This is a genomic window from Tsuneonella flava (assembly GCF_002870965.1).
Lineage (GTDB): Bacteria > Pseudomonadota > Alphaproteobacteria > Sphingomonadales > Sphingomonadaceae > Tsuneonella > Tsuneonella flava.
Genome location: NZ_PHSO01000009.1, coordinates 42,759 through 58,395, shown reverse-complemented (window position 1 = coordinate 58,395; position 15,637 = coordinate 42,759). Strand labels below are relative to the sequence as shown.

Genomic DNA, 15,637 nt, shown 5'->3' with positions numbered 1-15,637 from the left:
GAAGCAATCCATGAAGCGACGGCCCCACCCATCGCGGCGGTCGTGGTGGGGGCGAGGTGTGGTCGATGGATTGCCACGTCGCCTGCGGCTCCTCGCAATGGCGAGGGGTGGGGATACGCGCGATAGTATTGGCCCGCCATCGGCAGTGCGGGCCCTTCCCCCGAACCAAACCCTCTCCGTGTCTTCGTGCCTTCGTGTGAACCAAGCTGTCACCCGCCCCTCCGCCCATCGCGGGAGTTGTGGCGCACGCCATCGATTGCCGCGTCACTGCGCTCCTCGCAATGACGAGTGGCGGAGAAGGATACCCCCGCACCCCTCTCTCCGTCGCCCCGGACCTGATCCGGGGCCCCGCTGTTCTTCCGGCGCGGTGCTTCAAGAAGCTGGACCCCGGCTCGGGGGCCGGGGTGACGTTCAGGTAGTGGCCAGAACAGCGCGTATCAGCGGAGCGCGGTGGGCGACATTGGCAGATACAACGCCACGCCCCCGAACCTGCCAGCCGCCGCCTGATTCCCGACAGGCTCCGCAGGCGCAGGCGGCGCGGGAGAGGGCGTTGCGGTGCCCTGCCCCGGCGTCACTTGCAGCCCGTCGCGGTTGAGCCGCACGTCCACCGGCACTCCGCCCACTTGCGTAGAGACAGTCGCGCTGCCGTCTTCCACATTGAGCCGGGTGTTGCCATCGCCCACCGGCAGGTCGCGCAAGTCGGGGATGTCCATCGGTTCCACCGGCCCGCCCGGATCGGCGCTGGCGGTCGGTTGCGGGGCCGGTTTCGGCGCGACGCCGCGCAGCGCCTGCACCATGAAATCGCGCCAGATGCGCGCCGGGATGCCGCCGCCGTGAATCCCCTTCAGCGGGCTGTTGTCGTCGTTGCCGATCCACACGCCGACCACCAGATCCCCGGCATAGCCGACGAACAGCGCATCGCGGTTATCCTGCGTCGTGCCGGTCTTGCCGTAATTGGGGATTGCCAGAGTCGCCGCGCGCCCGGTGCCGCGATTGATCGCCGCGCGCAGCAATTGTTCCATTTGCTTGTGCGTCGATGCGGAGAGGCTGTGGCTCTTGCTCCACCGCCATGCCCGCGCCAGCCACCCTTCGTCGGGCGTGGCAAAGGCATGGGGCACCACGGGAAATTCATTCTGCGCCACCCCGGCATAGGCAGCGGTGAGTTGCAGCAGATTGGTCGATGCCGTGCCCAGCGCCAGACTGGGATCGCCTTCGGGCATCGGGCCTGTCATCCCCAGTTCGCGCGCGGTTTCGATCACTTTGTCGCTGCCGACGAGCTTGAACAGGCGCACCGCCGCGACATTGCTGGAATGGGCGAAGGCATCTTCCAGCGTGATCGTGGGCGAATACTTCCCGCTGGCGTTCTGCGGGCGATAGCTGCCTTCGGTGATCGGAGTGTTGGCGATCCGGTCACCCGGCGACATCCCACTCCGCAACGCCGCCAGATAGACGAACAGTTTGAACGTCGATCCCGGTTGCCGTTTCGCCTGTGTCGCCCGGTTGAACGGCGTGCTGGCGTAATCCTTGCCGCCGATCATCGCCACGACTTCGCCATTGGGGCGCATCGCCACCAGCGCCACTTGCGCCCCGCCCACCGGCGCGCGGGCCACCACCCGCCGGGCAATTGCCTGCAGCCGCGAATCGAGCGTCGTGGTCAGCGTTTGCCGGGCATAGCTGTTCTCTGTCAGCGCGCGGGCCTGCGGCAGCGCCCAGTCCGCGAAATAAGTGCCGGTGGGCAGATCGGGAGCATTGTGCACCTTCAGCCGCGGCGGGCGCATATCCGCCGCCTGCGCCGGAGTGATATATCCCGCCTCCACTTGCGCCGCGACGACCATCTTCATCCGGTTGGCCGCGCGCTCATAATGCTTTGTCGGGGCATAGGCCGATGGCGCCTGCACCAGCCCGGCCAGCATCGCCGCCTGCGCCCGCGTCAGATCCTCCGGCTGGCGCGAGAAATAATGCATCGACGCCGCGCGCAGGCCATAGGCATTGTCCCCGAAATAGGCGTTGGAGAGATACCGTTCGAGGATCTGATCCTTGGTCAGCCACGCCTCCAGCCAGAACGCGATCAGCATTTCGCGCGCCTTGCGCGTCAGCGTCTGTTTCGGAGTCAGGAAAGTGAATTTGGCGAGCTGCTGCGTGATCGTGCTGCCGCCCTGCCGGCGGTCGCTGGTCAGGTTGGACCATGCGGCACGGGCGATCCCGCGCGGATCGACGCCCCAGTGATCGTAAAACCGCCGGTCTTCGATAGCGACGAATGATTGCGGCACGTAATCGGGCAGCCGCGCAATCTCCACCGGCTTATCGATATTGGCCCCGTTGCGAGCAATCGGCGTTCCGTCCGACGCCAGCAGAGTCAGTTGCGGCGGAGCAATCGGCTGCAACGATTTGGACAACGGCGCGGTAACCGCCAGCCATGCGACCAGCAGCATGAACAGCGCCAGCATCCCGGCCACGATCCGCACCGCCCACCACCGCTTGCCCCGGCGGTGCGAAGGCGCCTCATGCTCCTGCGGCAACGGGCCAGACCGGTCGAGCCGCCGGTCCCAGTCGTCGAACTGGTCGTCATCGATGTACGAATCGCGGGATCGGTCGTTGCGGGATCGGGCATTGCGATAGGGGGCGTTGTCATACCCGTCATCGTCGTACCCGCCGTCGCCATAGGCATCGTGCACCGCGAAATACCCGCGATGCCCCGCCTCCTCCGCAGAGGCCCGATCGCGTTTCTTCGATGAATCGAATGGCCACATGGGCTACTGTGTTAACAGAACAACACAGCGCCGCCTAGATGGGAATGGGGGTGGCCGGAGAGCCGGGCAGGCCGTGTCAGTAATTCGCAGAAACCGGCGCAATACCCGCAGCTATCGCCCGCGTATCCGCCCGCTTCAACGCCGCCCGCTTGCCAGCGTTACGACGCGCACCACTATTCCGGCACACATCAGCGTCAGGAAACGCGCCCACGCGCTCCAACTCAGCCTTCCGCGCCTGAATGCTATCGAGATAGCAATTGAGATCGAGCGTCTTCATAGCATTTAAGATAATCCCAGATGGGCCGGATTGCCACCCTCTTCGGTTATACGCCGATGGAGGTAATCAAGATCTAAACCATCAGACAGCCTGAAAAGCGCCAACGCCTGTTGAAGCATGGATGGATCGCCCGCGGCAATCTCATGCTGGCCCAACCGATCTGCAATCATGTCTTCGACAGACGGCAGTACCACAGCGGCATTTCTCTTCACCGTTAGCCGCAGACACCGCGACCGGGCCGCGCGCCCGTCGAAAAAGTGCCCGGAAACCTGCTCCACCCCGAATTGGGGGTGAGCGGGGTGATACCATCCACCTTTACCGTGAATGGCCTTCTCGTCATCGAGAAATCCAGCAGCGCGCATTGCCCGTGCAAAGGCATCGTCATTGCCGGCCACGATATCGAAATCTGCGGACATGAAATTGCCATTGGTATGGATCGCTGCCGCAGCTCCACCCACCAAAACCGGCGTATGCCCTGTTTCTGTCTCGTAAGCCGAAAATGCCTCGGCCAGTGGCCTTAACGCAGCGATATATTCAGTTGGCAGGGACATCTCGCTCGCCCCGCCTCTCACCCGTGGTTGGAGCCGACCACGCTTTCGGGCAAGTCCACCCCGAACACGCGCTGGTAATATTCGGCCACCAGCACCCGTTCGGCTTCGTCGCATTTGTTGAGGAACGACAGGCGGAAAGCGAAGCCGACATCGCCGAAAATGGCTGCGTTCTGCGCCCATGTGATGACGGTACGCGGGCTCATCACCGTGGAAATATCGCCGTTGATGAAGCCCTGCCGCGTCAGATCGGCCACCTTGATCATGTCCGCGATCACCTTGGGATCGGTGTCGGGGTTTTTCGCGCCCACGATGCCCTGTTCGGTTTCGGCGGGCAGATAGTTAAGCGCGACCACGATGTTCCAGCGGTCCATCTGGCCCTGGTTGATCGCCTGCGTCCCGTGATACAGCCCGCTGGTATCGCCCAGGCCCACGGTGTTGGCGGTGGCGAACAGGCGGAAATTGGGATCGGGGCGGATCACGCGGTTCTGATCGAGCAGAGTCAGCTTGCCCTGCTGTTCCAGCACGCGCTGAATCACGAACATCACATCGGGGCGGCCGGCATCGTATTCGTCGAACACCAGCGCGACGGGGTGCTGCAATGCCCACGGCAGCAGACCTTCGCGGAATTCGGTGACCTGCAATCCATCGCGCAGCACGATGGCATCGCGCCCGACCAGATCGATCCGGCTGATATGCGCGTCGAGGTTGATGCGGACGCACGGCCATTTCAGACGGGCGGCAACCTGTTCGATATGGGTCGATTTACCGGTGCCGTGATACCCCTGCACCATCACCCGGCGATCGTGCGCGAACCCGGCCAGAATGGCGAGCGTGGTATCCGGGTCGAACACATAGCTTTCGTCCAGATCGGGCACGCGCGGATCGGCTTCGCTGAAGGCGGGAACCGTCCAGTCGACATCGATACCGAACGTCTCGCGAACGCTGACTTCGATATCCGGTGCGGGCAGGACAGTCTTGTTGCTGGTGTCGAGGTTTTCGCTCATATCGCCGGGGTGACTAGCGGCGGGCGCGGCGGGCCGCAAGCCGGATACGCGGGCAATTTTCCTGTCAGCGTTTAAAGCATGTGGCGATGTCGCCCCGCCGCGGCGCTGCCCTCCGCTCGCGGCCGCTACGGCACCCTTGGGGTCAGGGCGTTAATCTGTCGGGAAACGCGAAGCGAGCAATGGCGGCCTGTGCCGCAGCGATATCGCCCCGCGCGCTCAACGATCCGGCCAGATTGCTCAGCCCGGTCTGGCGGTAAAACGCCGCCAGAATCGGCATCGGCTGTTCGGCGGACAATACGATCTGCGCCTCTGCCGGATCGCCCCGCTCCACCTCCATCGTCTCGCCCAGCCGGGCCACGAAGCGGGCATCGCCGATCTTCAGCCCGACGGTAATCGGATCGCCTCCGTCGGCACCCTTATAGTTCGCCTTGAGCGACAACACCGCCGCCACCGGCGACACGCCAATGCCGGGATCGTGCGCCCGCGCGGACAGGCCCCAGCGGCACAGCGCCAGAATCGCCGGTTCGGCGGCCCTGCCCCATTCGGTTAACGCATAGAACCGGGCGGGCACCGGCTCAGTAACCTCCTGCCGCTCGATCACGCCGTGTCGCTCCAGCCCCTCCAGCCGTTCGGTCAGAACACGGGCGCTGATTTTCGGCAAGGCGGTTCGCAATTGCGAAAACCGGCGCGGCCCCAGCAACAGTTCGCGCACGATCAGCATCGCCCATCGTTCGCCCAGAACTTCCAGCGCGAATGCCGCGCCGCAGCCATCGGCATACCAGCGGCCATGTTCGGCCGGTCGCGGCTGCGAAGCGGCTTGCTGTTCCGTTTCCGGTTCCGGCACGTTCGAAGTTACTTTTTGTGACTTCATGGTTGTAATAAGTAACTACTTCGCGCACCAATCGCAAGGAGCGATTCGCTGAAGGAGAGCGACATGAGCCGGATGATTTTCATAAACCTGCCGGTTGCCGATCTGGAGCGCGCCAAAAAGTTCTATTCTTCCATAGGGTTCACCAACGAACCCAGGTTCACGGACGATACCGCCGCAGCCATGACGCTGAGCGAGACGACCCATGTGATGCTGTTGACCCCCGGTAAGTGGGAACAGTTCAGCAATAAGGCAAAAACCGACCCGTATCGGGAGAGTTCGGCAATCTATGCGGTGACATGCGACAGCCGCGATGCGGTGGACGAGATGCTGGCGCGGGTCGCCGATGCAGGTGGAAAGCCCGACAGTAATCCGCCGCAAGACTTTGAATTCATGTACAGTCGTAGCTTCGAAGACCCCGAGGGATACGACTGGGAAATGGTCTGGATGGACCCGGCTGCCGCCCAAAAGGGACCACAGGAATTCAATGACTTAGGCGGCACATATAGTGGTGAAGAAGGTGTAAAGTGACAATGATCGACCCCGCCGCCGAACTGGAGATCACCGCTTTCGAATGGGTGCCGAAATTCGCCCAGGGATACGTGCGCGACTTGCGCCTGCGGTGGGCCTGTGAAGAGGCAAAACTGCCGTATTCCGAACGACTTATCAGCGCGGTGAAGCGGCCCGAATGGTACTTTTCCGAACAGCCCTGGGGGCAGGTTCCGGTGCTGCGCGACGGCGAAATCACGGTATTCGAAAGCGGTGCCTGCCTGATGCACCTTGGCGAAAAGAGTGAAACGCTGTTGCCGCGCGATCCGGCGGTGCGGGCGCCGGTTGTTTCGTGGCTGTTCGCGGCGCTTAACTCTCTGGAACCAATGGCGTTTGAGATGGCGCGTGTGGCTTTCTTCTCCGCGGACGAGGAATGGGCTCCGCTGCGCCGCCCTTCGCTGGAAAAACAGATCGCCGGACGCCTCGCTCCGGTGGAGCGGCATATGGCCGCAAATGATTGGATTGCAGGCGTTTTTTCTATTGCCGACATCGCGATGGTGACTGTGCTGCGCGACCTCGCCAGCAATATTCCGCTCGATCCCTACCCCGCGCTGTCGGCCTATCTCGAACGCGGTGCCGGTCGCCCCGCTTTCGCGCAGGCGATGGCCGATCAACTGGCCCCGTTCACCCGCAATGCTCCGCCCGAATAGATATTTTTTGTATTTTATATCAATAATTTAAACAACACACCCTGAGCCACCAGCCAGGTTATCCAAGGGAGAAATTGCAATGTCCGACAAACGCGGCGCCTTTATCTGGTACGAAACGACAACAACCAATCCAGACGGAGCAAAATCCTTTTATGACAGTGTGATAGGCTGGGATATCGAACCCTGCAGCTCCGCAATTGAAGGCGGGCTGGACTATCGCATGATCCGCCGCAGCGACGGCGGGTTCGCTGGCGGGATGCTCGCCCTGTCGGCAGAGATGGTGGACTGCGGCGCGAAGCCCGGCTGGTTCGGCTATATTCACACCCCCGATGTCGATGCAACCGCCGCCGCACTGGTCGCAAGTGGCGGAAAAATCTGCGATTCTGCCCGAACTGTGGAGGGTGTCGGCCGCTTCGCAATGGTCGCCGATCCGTGGGGTGCGACGTTCTATCTGATGGACCCCGCCCCGCCTGCCGACGACCCCGACGCGGAGAGCGATGCATTCTCCGTCGATCTGCCGCAACACGTCCGCTGGAACGAATTGCAATCGGCAGATTCTGTTGCTGCTGCAACACTTTACGGCGATCTGTTCGGGTGGGTTCAGGAAGGCGAGATGGAGATGGGGCCGCTGGGCACCTACCGTTTCATCGCCAACGACGGCATCGGCATCGGCGCAATCTGCAACACGATGCCCGGTGACACCGGCGGGCCCCGCTGGACCCACTATATCGGCGTGGACGACATCGATCGGGCAATCGCCGCAGTTGTCGCCGGCGGTGGCGAAATCATTGATGGACCACAGGAAATTCCCGGCGGTGAATTCTCCGTCGATATCCGCGACCCCCAAGGTGGCACAGTCGGGCTGGTCGGCCCGCGCAAGATCGCGGAGTGAGCGGACTACGAGGGAAAAGCAGAAGCCTGCCCGCTGCCAAACCGCAGACAAAGGCATCGACAAATGTCAGCCTCACTCGTTACAGGTCGGCCGACACTGTCCCGGAGAGTGCAGATGCCCGAATTTACATTCTATACCAACCCCTTAAGCCGTGGCCAAATCGCTCGCTGGGCCTTGCATGAGGCGAATGCGGATTACGATACCGTGTTCGTCGAATGGCAGGACAAGACGGAAGAATTCCTCAAAATCAATCCGATGGGCAAAGTGCCGACTATCGTGCATCATCATGGCGGGCACGATCACGTCATCACCGAAGCGGCGGCGATCTGCCACTACCTCGCGGAAACCGCCGCGCCCGATCTACTGCCCACTGTCGAAGAAAAAGCGGATTATTTCCGGTGGTTATTCTTCGCTGCGGGGCCGCTGGAACAGGCGATTACCAACCGCAGTTTCGGTCTGGAGGCCGCAGCCGACCGCTCGATCATGCTGGGATACGGCACCTTCGATCTGGCCATAAATACGCTGGAAGGTATGCTGGCAAACCGCGAATATGTTTGCGGAAATCGGTTCACGATGGCCGATGTCTATGTCGGATCGCATGTCGATTGGGGCATGGCCTTCGGTTCAATGCCGAGCCGCCCTGCGTTCGAAGCATATGCCGAACGTCTGCGTACCCGCGATGCCTACAAGGCGAGCAAAGCCATCGACAATGCGCTGGGCGAGGAAATGCAGGCCAAAGCGCAATAGCGGGCAGGCGTCAGGCGAATGCCTCGCTTTTTCTAAGCAACTGATATGCTTCCACAACCCGGCCCAGCAATGCCTCGTGACTGCGATCGCCGCCGTTTCGGTCGGGGTGATACCGCCGGACCAGTTCGGAATAGCGCCGCCGCAATCCTTGCCGGTCGACATCGGGCGACAGGTCCATCGCGTTCAGCGCGTTACGCTCCTGCTGAGTGAAGCGGGCATATTCCGCACCCGCCGCAGCCCGGCGGCGGATATCGGCGGCACGCGCGCCGATAGCGTCCAGCGGATCATCAAAATCGGCCCAGCGCGGCACCCCGCCAGCGCCGCCATCGGCGCGAAAAGCCCGCTTTGCGCTGGTGTTAGACCAGTTGGCACCGGGGGCCTGCGCCTCCCATATTTCCTCCGCGCTCATCCCTTCGAACCAGTCGTAACCGGCGTTGAATTCGCGCACGTGTTGCAGGCAGAACCAGCGCCAGTCCCCCGGCCCGTCAAAGCCCGACGGGTTATGGCCGGGCGCGCGATATTCGCCCGCTTCGCTGCAATCCGGCGCGTCGCAGGTGCGCCCTGTATCCGTATGTCTTCCGTGAAACCGCATTTGCCGCATTCGGTTTAGGATGGGCATGGACAAGCCGGTTGTGAAGTCCCAAACCGGTTGCATGACAGGATCGATTCAGACCGAGATGGAAAATCTCCTCACCAAAGCCTTTTCCCCCAAACACTTGGAAGTCGTGAACGACAGTGCGCGGCATCACGGCCATGCGGGTGACGATGGCAGCGGGGAATCCCACTTCTCCATTGTGATCGAAAGCGATGCGTTCACTGGCAAAGGCCGCCTCGACCGGCAGCGTATGATCAATGCCGCGCTGGGAGATATTCCCGGCCAGCGGGTTCATGCTCTGGCGATTCGCGCGCTCGCGCCGGGCGAGGTGGATTAGTCACCCTCTACCAATAACCCTTCCAGAACAGCGAGATATCCATGAACCCATCCGCACAGACCGCATGGATTACCGGCGCATCGAGCGGGATCGGCGCCGCCCTCGCCCGCGAATGGGCCGCAAGGGGCGGCCACGTGGTCCTTTCGGGAAGAGATGAGGCACGATTGCAGGTGGTTGCGGCCGATATCGACACCGACACGCTGATCCTGCCATTCGATGTGCGCGACGAAGCCGCGCTGGCCGAAGCAGCGACCAAAGCATTGAACTGGAAGGGCGCAATCGACTTCGCAGTTGCCAACGCGGGCATATCGCAACGCTCCGCCGCTATCGAAACCGACATGAAGGTGTACCGCGAGATTATCGAGGTCGATCTGATCGCCCAGATCGCCTTCGCGCAGAGCCTGATCGGGCCGATGAGTGCGCGCGGATCGGGGCGGCTCGCCTTCGTATCCTCCATCGCAGGGAAAGTCGGCGTGCCGATGCGAACCGCCTATTGCGCGGCCAAATTCGGGCTGGCCGGATATGCCGACGCCTTGCGCGCCGAACTGTCGCAGAGCGGGGTAGAGGTGCACACGATCTACCCCGGATCGATCCGCACCGATGTCAGCCGCAACGCCCTGACCGCCGACGGTTCGGCGCGCGGCAAGAGCGACAAGGCCATCGAGGAAGGCATTCCTCCTGCGGAGGCCGCGAACACGATACTCGACGCTATCGCATTGAACCAACGCGAAATCATCGTCGCGCGCGGCATGGAAGAGGCGATGGGCGAGTTGCGCCGCACGCCCGACCAGTTGCTGGATCAGGTCGCAAACATGGTCGCACAGGGATATATGGAGCGACTTAAAGGAGAGGATTGATGGAAATGCAGCTGGTTACGCTTGCCAACGGGATAGAGCTCGATGTTGTCGATACCGGGCCGCGGGATGCACCTGTGCTGCTGTTCCTGCACGGTTTTCCCGAAAGCCACCGCACCTGGCGCCACCAGATCGCGCACTTTTCCGACCGTTTCCGCTGCATCGCCCCCGATCAGCGCGGCTATCGCGGATCGTCGAAGCCGCAGGATGTCGCATCGTACACCGCGGACAAACTGATCGGCGACATCTTCCTGCTGGCCGATGCGCTGGGCGTCGATACGTTCACGATTGTCGGCCACGACTGGGGCGGCGCGATTGCCTGGGGTGTCGCGCTGACCGGGCAGGCCAGTGGCCGGGTCACCCGCGCTGCAATTGCCAACGCTCCCCACCCGGTGACTTTCCAGAAGCTGCTTTATACCAACCCTGTCCAGCGTGAGGCGAGCCAGTATATGCGCGGCTTCAAGGATACTGCGAACGATGCGCTGGTGCGGGAACATGGGCTGGCGGCACTACTGCTGCAGGAAATCAAATGGGACCGCGCCGACGTGATGGAGCCGGAGGAGCGCGAGGCTCTGTTTGCCGACTGGCAGGATCGTGACGCGGCGTTCGGGATGCTCAACTGGTATCGCGCCAGCCCGGTCGACGTTCCGCCAATGGACGCGCCATTCGCTATTCCCGAAGGGTGGAGCCCGCCGCCCCTTCCCCCGCTGACGATTCCCACGCTGGTTATCTGGGCGATGGACGACCTCGCTCTACCGCCGGAAAATCTCGATGGGCTGGACGAAATCGTCACCGACATGTCAGTGGTCGAAGTGCGCGATTGCGGGCACTTTGTCCCGTGGGAAGCGCCTGAGGCCGTGAACACAGCGATGGATGCATTTCTGGCGCGAACCGCCTGACGGAGCGCTGTCGTAGCCCTTTGGCTCAATGCGGCGGACTTACCCTTCCCACCTGATCCACGCGCCGTGCGGATGCGCCTCCGCCAGCAGGGCACTCTCCGCTCCCCCCGGCCAATAGCGGACCCGCAGTTCGTGGCGATGGGTGTCGCGGTTAGCCTCGACCGCGATCCACGCCAGCGCCTTGTCCGCGCTCGTCCGCTCGCCTGCCGCTTCCATAGCGGCGGTGACCCGCGCCTGTTCGTCTTTGGGAACATATTGCCAGACAATCGAGTGCATCAGAACGCGCGTGGTCCCTGCATCCTGCGGCCTGGCAAGCTCCGCCTCCACGAAATCGGCGGCGTTCATCGTCACGATATCGGGCGCGCGATCTTTGGCCGCCGCAATCGCCGCCTCCAACCGGTCAAACCGGATCGTATGTTCCGGCCAGATATAGGCCTTCAGCCGCAAAGCCTGCTGCGGGTCTGTCAGATCGACCGGAGCGACATCGCACCCTTTCAGCGAGAGGATTTCGACATCCGTTTGCTGCGGGGCGTTGCCTTGCCATTCGGGTGCAAAGTGCATCACCGACGGACGTGAGCCGAAACGTGTTCCGCCCAGATCGTAGGAATACCGGTCCATCATCAGGTTGATCCCCGCGCTGGACCCGATTTCGCGACACTCGAAACGCGGTGGCAACCCCCTGTCCGCCAGCCACAACATCGCAGCCGCAAAATTGCTCGACCGTCCGGCTTCGTTGGTCTGTGGTGGCCCAGCCAGCCAGGCCATCAGCGGCGCCTCGTGCGCGCGGATCGCGTCGGCAATCAGTGCAACGTCGTCTGCCGATGGTCGCTGGTAGATCGCGCGCAGTTCCGGCTGCTGCCCAGAGAGATAGAGCGCGTGGATGCCACCCGCGATCCGCAAAGGCAGCGCATCGGCCAGCGGCGCCCCCTGCCATTTGCGAATACGATCGAGCAGAGCACCTGGCGTATCGCTCTCCAGCAATGTCGCCACTGCACCCACCACACGGGCAGTGATCGGCGCGCCAGCATGTTCGCAATAGGCCACCTGATTGGCAAAAGCCGTGGCAACCGCGCCCTGCCCGACCTGATCGATGTCGGTGAACTGATACTTTGGCTTGCCACCCTGATCGGCCATAGAAGTTGCCCTTTTCCTGCCCGCGCCCTAAGTGCGCCGCGCCATGACCAAACCGCTCACCTTCGCCGTACCCAAGGGCCGCATCCTTGACGAAGCACTGCCGCTGATGGCGCGCGCGGGCGTCGTGCCCGAAGCGGGCTTTCACGACAAGGCCAACCGTTCGCTTTCGTTTGCGTGCGAAGATCCCGGCCTGCGCGTGATCCGGGTGCGCGCATTCGACGTGGCGACCTTCGTCGCGCATGGCGCCGCACAAGTAGGCATCGTGGGCGCAGATGTCATCGAAGAGTTCGATTATTCGGACCTCTACGCGCCAGTCGATCTCGATATCGGATACTGCCGCCTGTCGGTTGCGGAACCGGCCACCGGGGTCGATCCGATTGATGGCGCCACACACGTGCGCGTCGCGACGAAATACCCCAACCTCACCCGCCGTCATTTTGAGGCGCGCGGTGTGCAGGCCGAATGCGTGAAATTGAACGGAGCGATGGAAATCGCACCCGAACTGGGGTTGGCGGGGCGAATTGTCGATCTGGTGTCCAGCGGACAGACGCTGAAGGACAACGGGCTGGTCGAAGTATCGACCATCATGGAAATCACCGCCCGCCTGATCGTCAATCGCGCGGCATTGAAAACCGATCCGCGTGTTGCCGCACTGGTCGAACAATTCCGCGAGATTGCCGGATGAAGCGCCTTAAGGTCACCGATCCCGATTTCGACAAGGCTTTCCGCCGTATCGTCGAAGATCGCCGGGAAAGCGCCAGTGGCGTCGCCAGCGACGTGGCCGACATTCTCGCGCGGGTGAAGGCGAAGGGCGACATCGCGCTGGCTGAATACACCCAGCGGTTCGACGATCACCAGTTGACCGGGGATGGCGACTGGCAGATCGCCCCGGAAGCGTGCAAGGCAGCCTACGATGCTCTGGAGCCGGAACTGCGCGACGCGCTCGATCTCGCGGCGGAACGCATTCGCGCCTATCATGTCGCGCAAATCCCCGCGAACCGCGATGACATCGATCCGGCAGGCGTGCGTCTCGGCGCGCGCTGGCGACCTGTCGATGCCGCCGGGCTCTATGTGCCGGGAGGCCGTGCCTCCTACCCTTCATCGCTGTTGATGAACGCCATTCCGGCAAAAGTGGCCGGGGTAGAACGGCTCGCTGTCGTGACGCCCACGCCCAAGGGACAGACCAACCCGCTGGTACTGGCCGCAGCCCATATCGCTGGCGTGGACGAAATCTGGCGGGTCGGCGGCGCACAGGCCGTGGCCGCGCTTGCCTATGGCACCGATCGGATCGCCCGTGTCGATGTCGTGACCGGCCCCGGCAATGCCTGGGTCGCGGAGGCCAAGCGCCAGCTTTACGGCGTCGTCGGGATCGACATGGTCGCCGGGCCAAGCGAAATTCTGGTGATCGCCGATGGGCAGAACGATCCCGACTGGATCGCCGCCGACCTGCTCAGTCAGGCAGAGCACGATCCCGATGCCCAATCGATCCTGATTACCGACGATCCCCTGTTCGCGGAACAGGTGGAAGACCGCATCGACGTGCAATGCGCGATGCTGTCCACCCGCAAAGTCGCTCGGCAAAGCTGGGACGATCACGGAGTGATGATCGTGGTCGGGCATCTCGATCAGGCGATCCCGCTCGCCAATGCGCTGGCCGCCGAACATGTCGAACTGGCAATGGCGGAACCCGAACCGTTCCTCGATGCGATCCGCCACGCAGGCAGCGTGTTTATCGGGCGGATGGCGCCGGAGGCGATTGGCGACTATGTTGCCGGGCCGAACCACGTATTGCCCACCGGTCGGCGCGCACGATTTGCCAGTGGGCTGTCGGTGCTCGATTTCATGAAACGGACGAGCTTTATCCAGCTCGACATCGCATCGTTTCAGCGGATCGGCCCTGCCGCCGCCGCACTGGCCCATGCCGAGGGGCTTCCGGCCCACGCACAATCGATCGAAGTGAGACTGAAGTGAACACTCCCAAGCGCAGTCAGGCCCGTTCTTCCGCCCGCCTTGCAGCGGTGCAGGCGCTGTACCAGCACCAGATGGAAGGCACTGCAACCATCCGCCTGCTCGACGAATTCCATCAGCACCGCCTTGGCGCAACAATCGACGATGACGAATTCGACGATGCCACATATGCCGGAGCGGAAACTGCTTTCTTTGACGATGTCGTGCGCGGTGTGATTGCACGGCGGGACGAGATCGACGAGCTGATTTCCTCGAAACTGGCCAGCGGATGGACAGTTGCCCGTCTCGACAAGACGATGCTGCAAATCCTGCGCTGCGGGACATATGAATTGCTGGCCCGCGCCGATGTCCCGGTTGCCAGCGCGATCAGCGAATATGTCGATGTGGCCAAGGCGTTCTTCGACGACCGGGAGGCGAAATTCGTCAACGGTGTGCTCGACGCGGTGGCGAAAGAGGCCCGCGGCTGATCGCCAGTCACGGGTCACCCGATCTGCGGTTGCTCATCCGGGGCTTGATCCCCGGCCTCGCTTGGCGGAAAGCTGGCGCCCACGTCCATGACTGAAGCCGATTTCATCGCAGCGTTACGCCACATTGCCGATACCCCGGCAGCGCGCGGGCTGGCGGACGATTGCGCGGTGCTGGATATCGGCAACGAAACGCTGGTGCTGACACACGATTCGCTCGCCGAAGGGGTACACTACCTTCTCGGTCACGATATGGCCGACGTTGCGTGGAAGCTGGTGGCGAGCAACCTGTCCGACCTCGCTGCAAAAGGGGCAAAGCCGATTGGCGTGTTGCTCGGTTTCATGCTGGGCGACAATGACACTCGCTTCATCGAAGGGCTGACTGAGATACTGGCAGCTTACGATGTGCCTTTGCTCGGCGGAGATACAATTTCGGCTCCGGGTTCGCACCGCGTGTTCGGTCTGACAGCACTGGGCACAGCAACCCACTGCCCGCCTCCGTCGCGTAGCGGGGCGCAGCCCGGCGATGCCATCTGGATCACCGGGCCGGTGGGCGGCGCGATGATGGGGCTGGAGGCATTGCGTGCTGGCGCTGGCAACGGTGCTGGCATCGACAGTACCGCCTATCGCCGCCCGATACCGCTGCTGGCAGAAGGACAGGCGCTGGCCCCTGTGGTAACAGCGATGATGGATGTCTCCGACGGATTGCTGCTCGATGCCAGTCGGATCGGCACCGCCAGCGGAGTGACAATGGCAATCGAGAGCAAAGCCGTGCCGATCGCCGCGCCGGAAGATCGCCGTGCCGACGCATTGCGCTGGGGCGACGATTACCAGTTGCTGTTCACGATGCCTGCCGAGCTGACACCGCCTCTATCCGCTGTTCGCATTGGCACTGTGGAGCGCGACCACGGTGACGGCCCGCTCTTGATAGACGGCAGGGTGCCCGCAGCGGATCGCCCGTCAGGCTATCTGCACTAGAGATTATCCCTCAACAAGCATCTCGGGTTTAAGGGCTTGCGCGCCTTTGGTGCTGCCTTATACCTTCGTGTTGCCGTAAAGGTAATAAACCTGCGGCGGGCAACATCCATTATGGAGGGG

Annotated in this window: 18 protein-coding genes; 11 read left to right on the top strand and 7 right to left on the bottom strand. The window is 62.7% G+C overall.

What is annotated here, in order from left to right:
* Window positions 1-437 precede the first annotated feature (437 nt).
* The 5 genes from CV013_RS13840 to CV013_RS13820 all read right to left on the bottom strand — a co-directional run bounded on the left by CV013_RS13840 (window position 438) and on the right by CV013_RS13820 (window position 5,453).
* A complete protein-coding gene (locus CV013_RS13840) occupies window positions 438-2,750 on the bottom strand; it encodes a transglycosylase domain-containing protein (protein ID WP_102156292.1) in 2,313 nt (770 codons plus the stop codon).
* Between the two features lie 76 nt (window positions 2,751-2,826).
* Window positions 2,827-3,027, bottom strand: coding sequence for a hypothetical protein (locus CV013_RS13835; protein WP_102156291.1), 201 nt, complete (start codon window positions 3,025-3,027; stop codon window positions 2,827-2,829).
* 5 nt (window positions 3,028-3,032) lie between these two features.
* A complete protein-coding gene (locus CV013_RS13830; RefSeq protein WP_102156290.1) occupies window positions 3,033-3,578 on the bottom strand; it encodes a hypothetical protein in 546 nt (181 codons plus the stop codon).
* A 17-nt stretch (window positions 3,579-3,595) separates the two neighbouring features.
* Entirely contained in the window at window positions 3,596-4,582 is a 987-nt protein-coding gene (cobS, locus tag CV013_RS13825; RefSeq protein WP_102156289.1) for a cobaltochelatase subunit CobS, read from the bottom strand.
* A gap of 142 nt (window positions 4,583-4,724) precedes the next feature.
* The gene (locus tag CV013_RS13820) at window positions 4,725-5,453 is read right to left on the bottom strand and encodes a winged helix-turn-helix transcriptional regulator (protein ID WP_102156288.1); all 729 of its coding nucleotides are present in this window, start codon (window positions 5,451-5,453) and stop codon (window positions 4,725-4,727) included.
* A 63-nt stretch (window positions 5,454-5,516) separates the two neighbouring features.
* Between CV013_RS13820 and CV013_RS13815 the strand changes: the two genes are divergently transcribed.
* The 4 genes from CV013_RS13815 to CV013_RS13800 all read left to right on the top strand — a co-directional run bounded on the left by CV013_RS13815 (window position 5,517) and on the right by CV013_RS13800 (window position 8,288).
* Entirely contained in the window at window positions 5,517-5,981 is a 465-nt protein-coding gene (locus CV013_RS13815) for a VOC family protein (protein ID WP_102156287.1), read from the top strand.
* Window positions 5,982-5,983: 2 nt separating this feature from the next.
* Window positions 5,984-6,649, top strand: a complete 666-nt coding sequence (locus CV013_RS13810; RefSeq protein ID WP_102156286.1) for a glutathione S-transferase family protein — start codon at window positions 5,984-5,986, stop codon at window positions 6,647-6,649.
* 79 nt (window positions 6,650-6,728) lie between these two features.
* Window positions 6,729-7,541, top strand: a complete 813-nt coding sequence (locus tag CV013_RS13805) for a VOC family protein (RefSeq protein WP_102156285.1) — start codon at window positions 6,729-6,731, stop codon at window positions 7,539-7,541.
* A 114-nt stretch (window positions 7,542-7,655) separates the two neighbouring features.
* A complete protein-coding gene (locus CV013_RS13800; RefSeq protein ID WP_102156284.1) occupies window positions 7,656-8,288 on the top strand; it encodes a glutathione S-transferase family protein in 633 nt (210 codons plus the stop codon).
* 10 nt (window positions 8,289-8,298) lie between these two features.
* On the opposite strand, the gene CV013_RS13795 is transcribed toward CV013_RS13800, so the two are convergent.
* Window positions 8,299-8,889, bottom strand: coding sequence for a J domain-containing protein (locus CV013_RS13795; RefSeq protein ID WP_102156339.1), 591 nt, complete (start codon window positions 8,887-8,889; stop codon window positions 8,299-8,301).
* 52 nt (window positions 8,890-8,941) lie between these two features.
* Between CV013_RS13795 and CV013_RS13790 the strand changes: the two genes are divergently transcribed.
* The 3 genes from CV013_RS13790 to CV013_RS13780 are packed head-to-tail and all read left to right on the top strand — an operon-like array spanning window position 8,942 to window position 10,973.
* The gene (locus CV013_RS13790) at window positions 8,942-9,220 is read left to right on the top strand and encodes a BolA family protein (RefSeq protein ID WP_102156338.1); all 279 of its coding nucleotides are present in this window, start codon (window positions 8,942-8,944) and stop codon (window positions 9,218-9,220) included.
* Between the two features lie 41 nt (window positions 9,221-9,261).
* Window positions 9,262-10,077 carry an SDR family NAD(P)-dependent oxidoreductase gene (locus CV013_RS13785; protein WP_102156283.1) on the top strand — a complete coding sequence of 272 codons (816 nt, stop codon included), beginning with the start codon at window positions 9,262-9,264 and terminating at the stop codon, window positions 10,075-10,077.
* Window positions 10,077-10,973 (top strand): alpha/beta fold hydrolase, encoded by an 897-nt coding sequence (locus tag CV013_RS13780; RefSeq protein WP_102156282.1) that lies wholly within the window; start codon window positions 10,077-10,079, stop codon window positions 10,971-10,973. The genes CV013_RS13785 and CV013_RS13780 overlap by 1 nt, the downstream gene beginning before the upstream one ends.
* A 39-nt stretch (window positions 10,974-11,012) precedes the next feature.
* Here CV013_RS13780 and CV013_RS13775 read toward each other — a convergent pair whose 3' ends face one another.
* Window positions 11,013-12,107: a DUF2332 domain-containing protein gene (locus CV013_RS13775; protein WP_102156281.1), complete on the bottom strand. Its 1,095-nt coding sequence runs from the start codon at window positions 12,105-12,107 to the stop codon at window positions 11,013-11,015.
* 43 nt (window positions 12,108-12,150) lie between these two features.
* Between CV013_RS13775 and hisG the strand changes: the two genes are divergently transcribed.
* The 4 genes from hisG (at window position 12,151) to thiL (ending at window position 15,517) form a co-directional block, all read left to right on the top strand.
* Window positions 12,151-12,792, top strand: a complete 642-nt coding sequence (gene hisG / locus CV013_RS13770; RefSeq protein WP_102156280.1) for an ATP phosphoribosyltransferase — start codon at window positions 12,151-12,153, stop codon at window positions 12,790-12,792.
* The gene (gene hisD, locus CV013_RS15900) at window positions 12,789-14,078 is read left to right on the top strand and encodes a histidinol dehydrogenase (RefSeq protein ID WP_102156279.1); all 1,290 of its coding nucleotides are present in this window, start codon (window positions 12,789-12,791) and stop codon (window positions 14,076-14,078) included. The genes hisG and hisD overlap by 4 nt, the downstream gene beginning before the upstream one ends.
* A complete protein-coding gene (gene nusB, locus CV013_RS15895; protein ID WP_102156278.1) occupies window positions 14,075-14,542 on the top strand; it encodes a transcription antitermination factor NusB in 468 nt (155 codons plus the stop codon). The genes hisD and nusB overlap by 4 nt, the downstream gene beginning before the upstream one ends.
* A gap of 87 nt (window positions 14,543-14,629) precedes the next feature.
* The gene (gene thiL / locus CV013_RS13755) at window positions 14,630-15,517 is read left to right on the top strand and encodes a thiamine-phosphate kinase (protein WP_102156277.1); all 888 of its coding nucleotides are present in this window, start codon (window positions 14,630-14,632) and stop codon (window positions 15,515-15,517) included.
* Window positions 15,518-15,637 lie beyond the last annotated feature (120 nt).

Coding starts and splice junctions, on each gene's coding strand:
- CV013_RS13780 (WP_102156282.1), top strand. CDS start 10,077: ATGGAAATGCAGCTGGTTACGCTTGCCAACGGGATAGAGCTCGATGTT.
- CV013_RS13800 (WP_102156284.1), top strand. CDS start 7,656: ATGCCCGAATTTACATTCTATACCAACCCCTTAAGCCGTGGCCAAATC.
- CV013_RS13810 (WP_102156286.1), top strand. CDS start 5,984: ATGATCGACCCCGCCGCCGAACTGGAGATCACCGCTTTCGAATGGGTG.
- CV013_RS13795 (WP_102156339.1), bottom strand. CDS start 8,889: ATGCGGCAAATGCGGTTTCACGGAAGACATACGGATACAGGGCGCACC.
- CV013_RS13815 (WP_102156287.1), top strand. CDS start 5,517: ATGAGCCGGATGATTTTCATAAACCTGCCGGTTGCCGATCTGGAGCGC.
- CV013_RS13840 (WP_102156292.1), bottom strand. CDS start 2,750: ATGTGGCCATTCGATTCATCGAAGAAACGCGATCGGGCCTCTGCGGAG.
- CV013_RS13830 (WP_102156290.1), bottom strand. CDS start 3,578: ATGTCCCTGCCAACTGAATATATCGCTGCGTTAAGGCCACTGGCCGAG.
- thiL (WP_102156277.1), top strand. CDS start 14,630: ATGACTGAAGCCGATTTCATCGCAGCGTTACGCCACATTGCCGATACC.
- CV013_RS13820 (WP_102156288.1), bottom strand. CDS start 5,453: ATGAAGTCACAAAAAGTAACTTCGAACGTGCCGGAACCGGAAACGGAA.
- hisG (WP_102156280.1), top strand. CDS start 12,151: ATGACCAAACCGCTCACCTTCGCCGTACCCAAGGGCCGCATCCTTGAC.
- CV013_RS13775 (WP_102156281.1), bottom strand. CDS start 12,107: ATGGCCGATCAGGGTGGCAAGCCAAAGTATCAGTTCACCGACATCGAT.
- hisD (WP_102156279.1), top strand. CDS start 12,789: ATGAAGCGCCTTAAGGTCACCGATCCCGATTTCGACAAGGCTTTCCGC.
- CV013_RS13805 (WP_102156285.1), top strand. CDS start 6,729: ATGTCCGACAAACGCGGCGCCTTTATCTGGTACGAAACGACAACAACC.
- CV013_RS13790 (WP_102156338.1), top strand. CDS start 8,942: ATGACAGGATCGATTCAGACCGAGATGGAAAATCTCCTCACCAAAGCC.
- CV013_RS13835 (WP_102156291.1), bottom strand. CDS start 3,027: ATGAAGACGCTCGATCTCAATTGCTATCTCGATAGCATTCAGGCGCGG.
- CV013_RS13785 (WP_102156283.1), top strand. CDS start 9,262: ATGAACCCATCCGCACAGACCGCATGGATTACCGGCGCATCGAGCGGG.
- cobS (WP_102156289.1), bottom strand. CDS start 4,582: ATGAGCGAAAACCTCGACACCAGCAACAAGACTGTCCTGCCCGCACCG.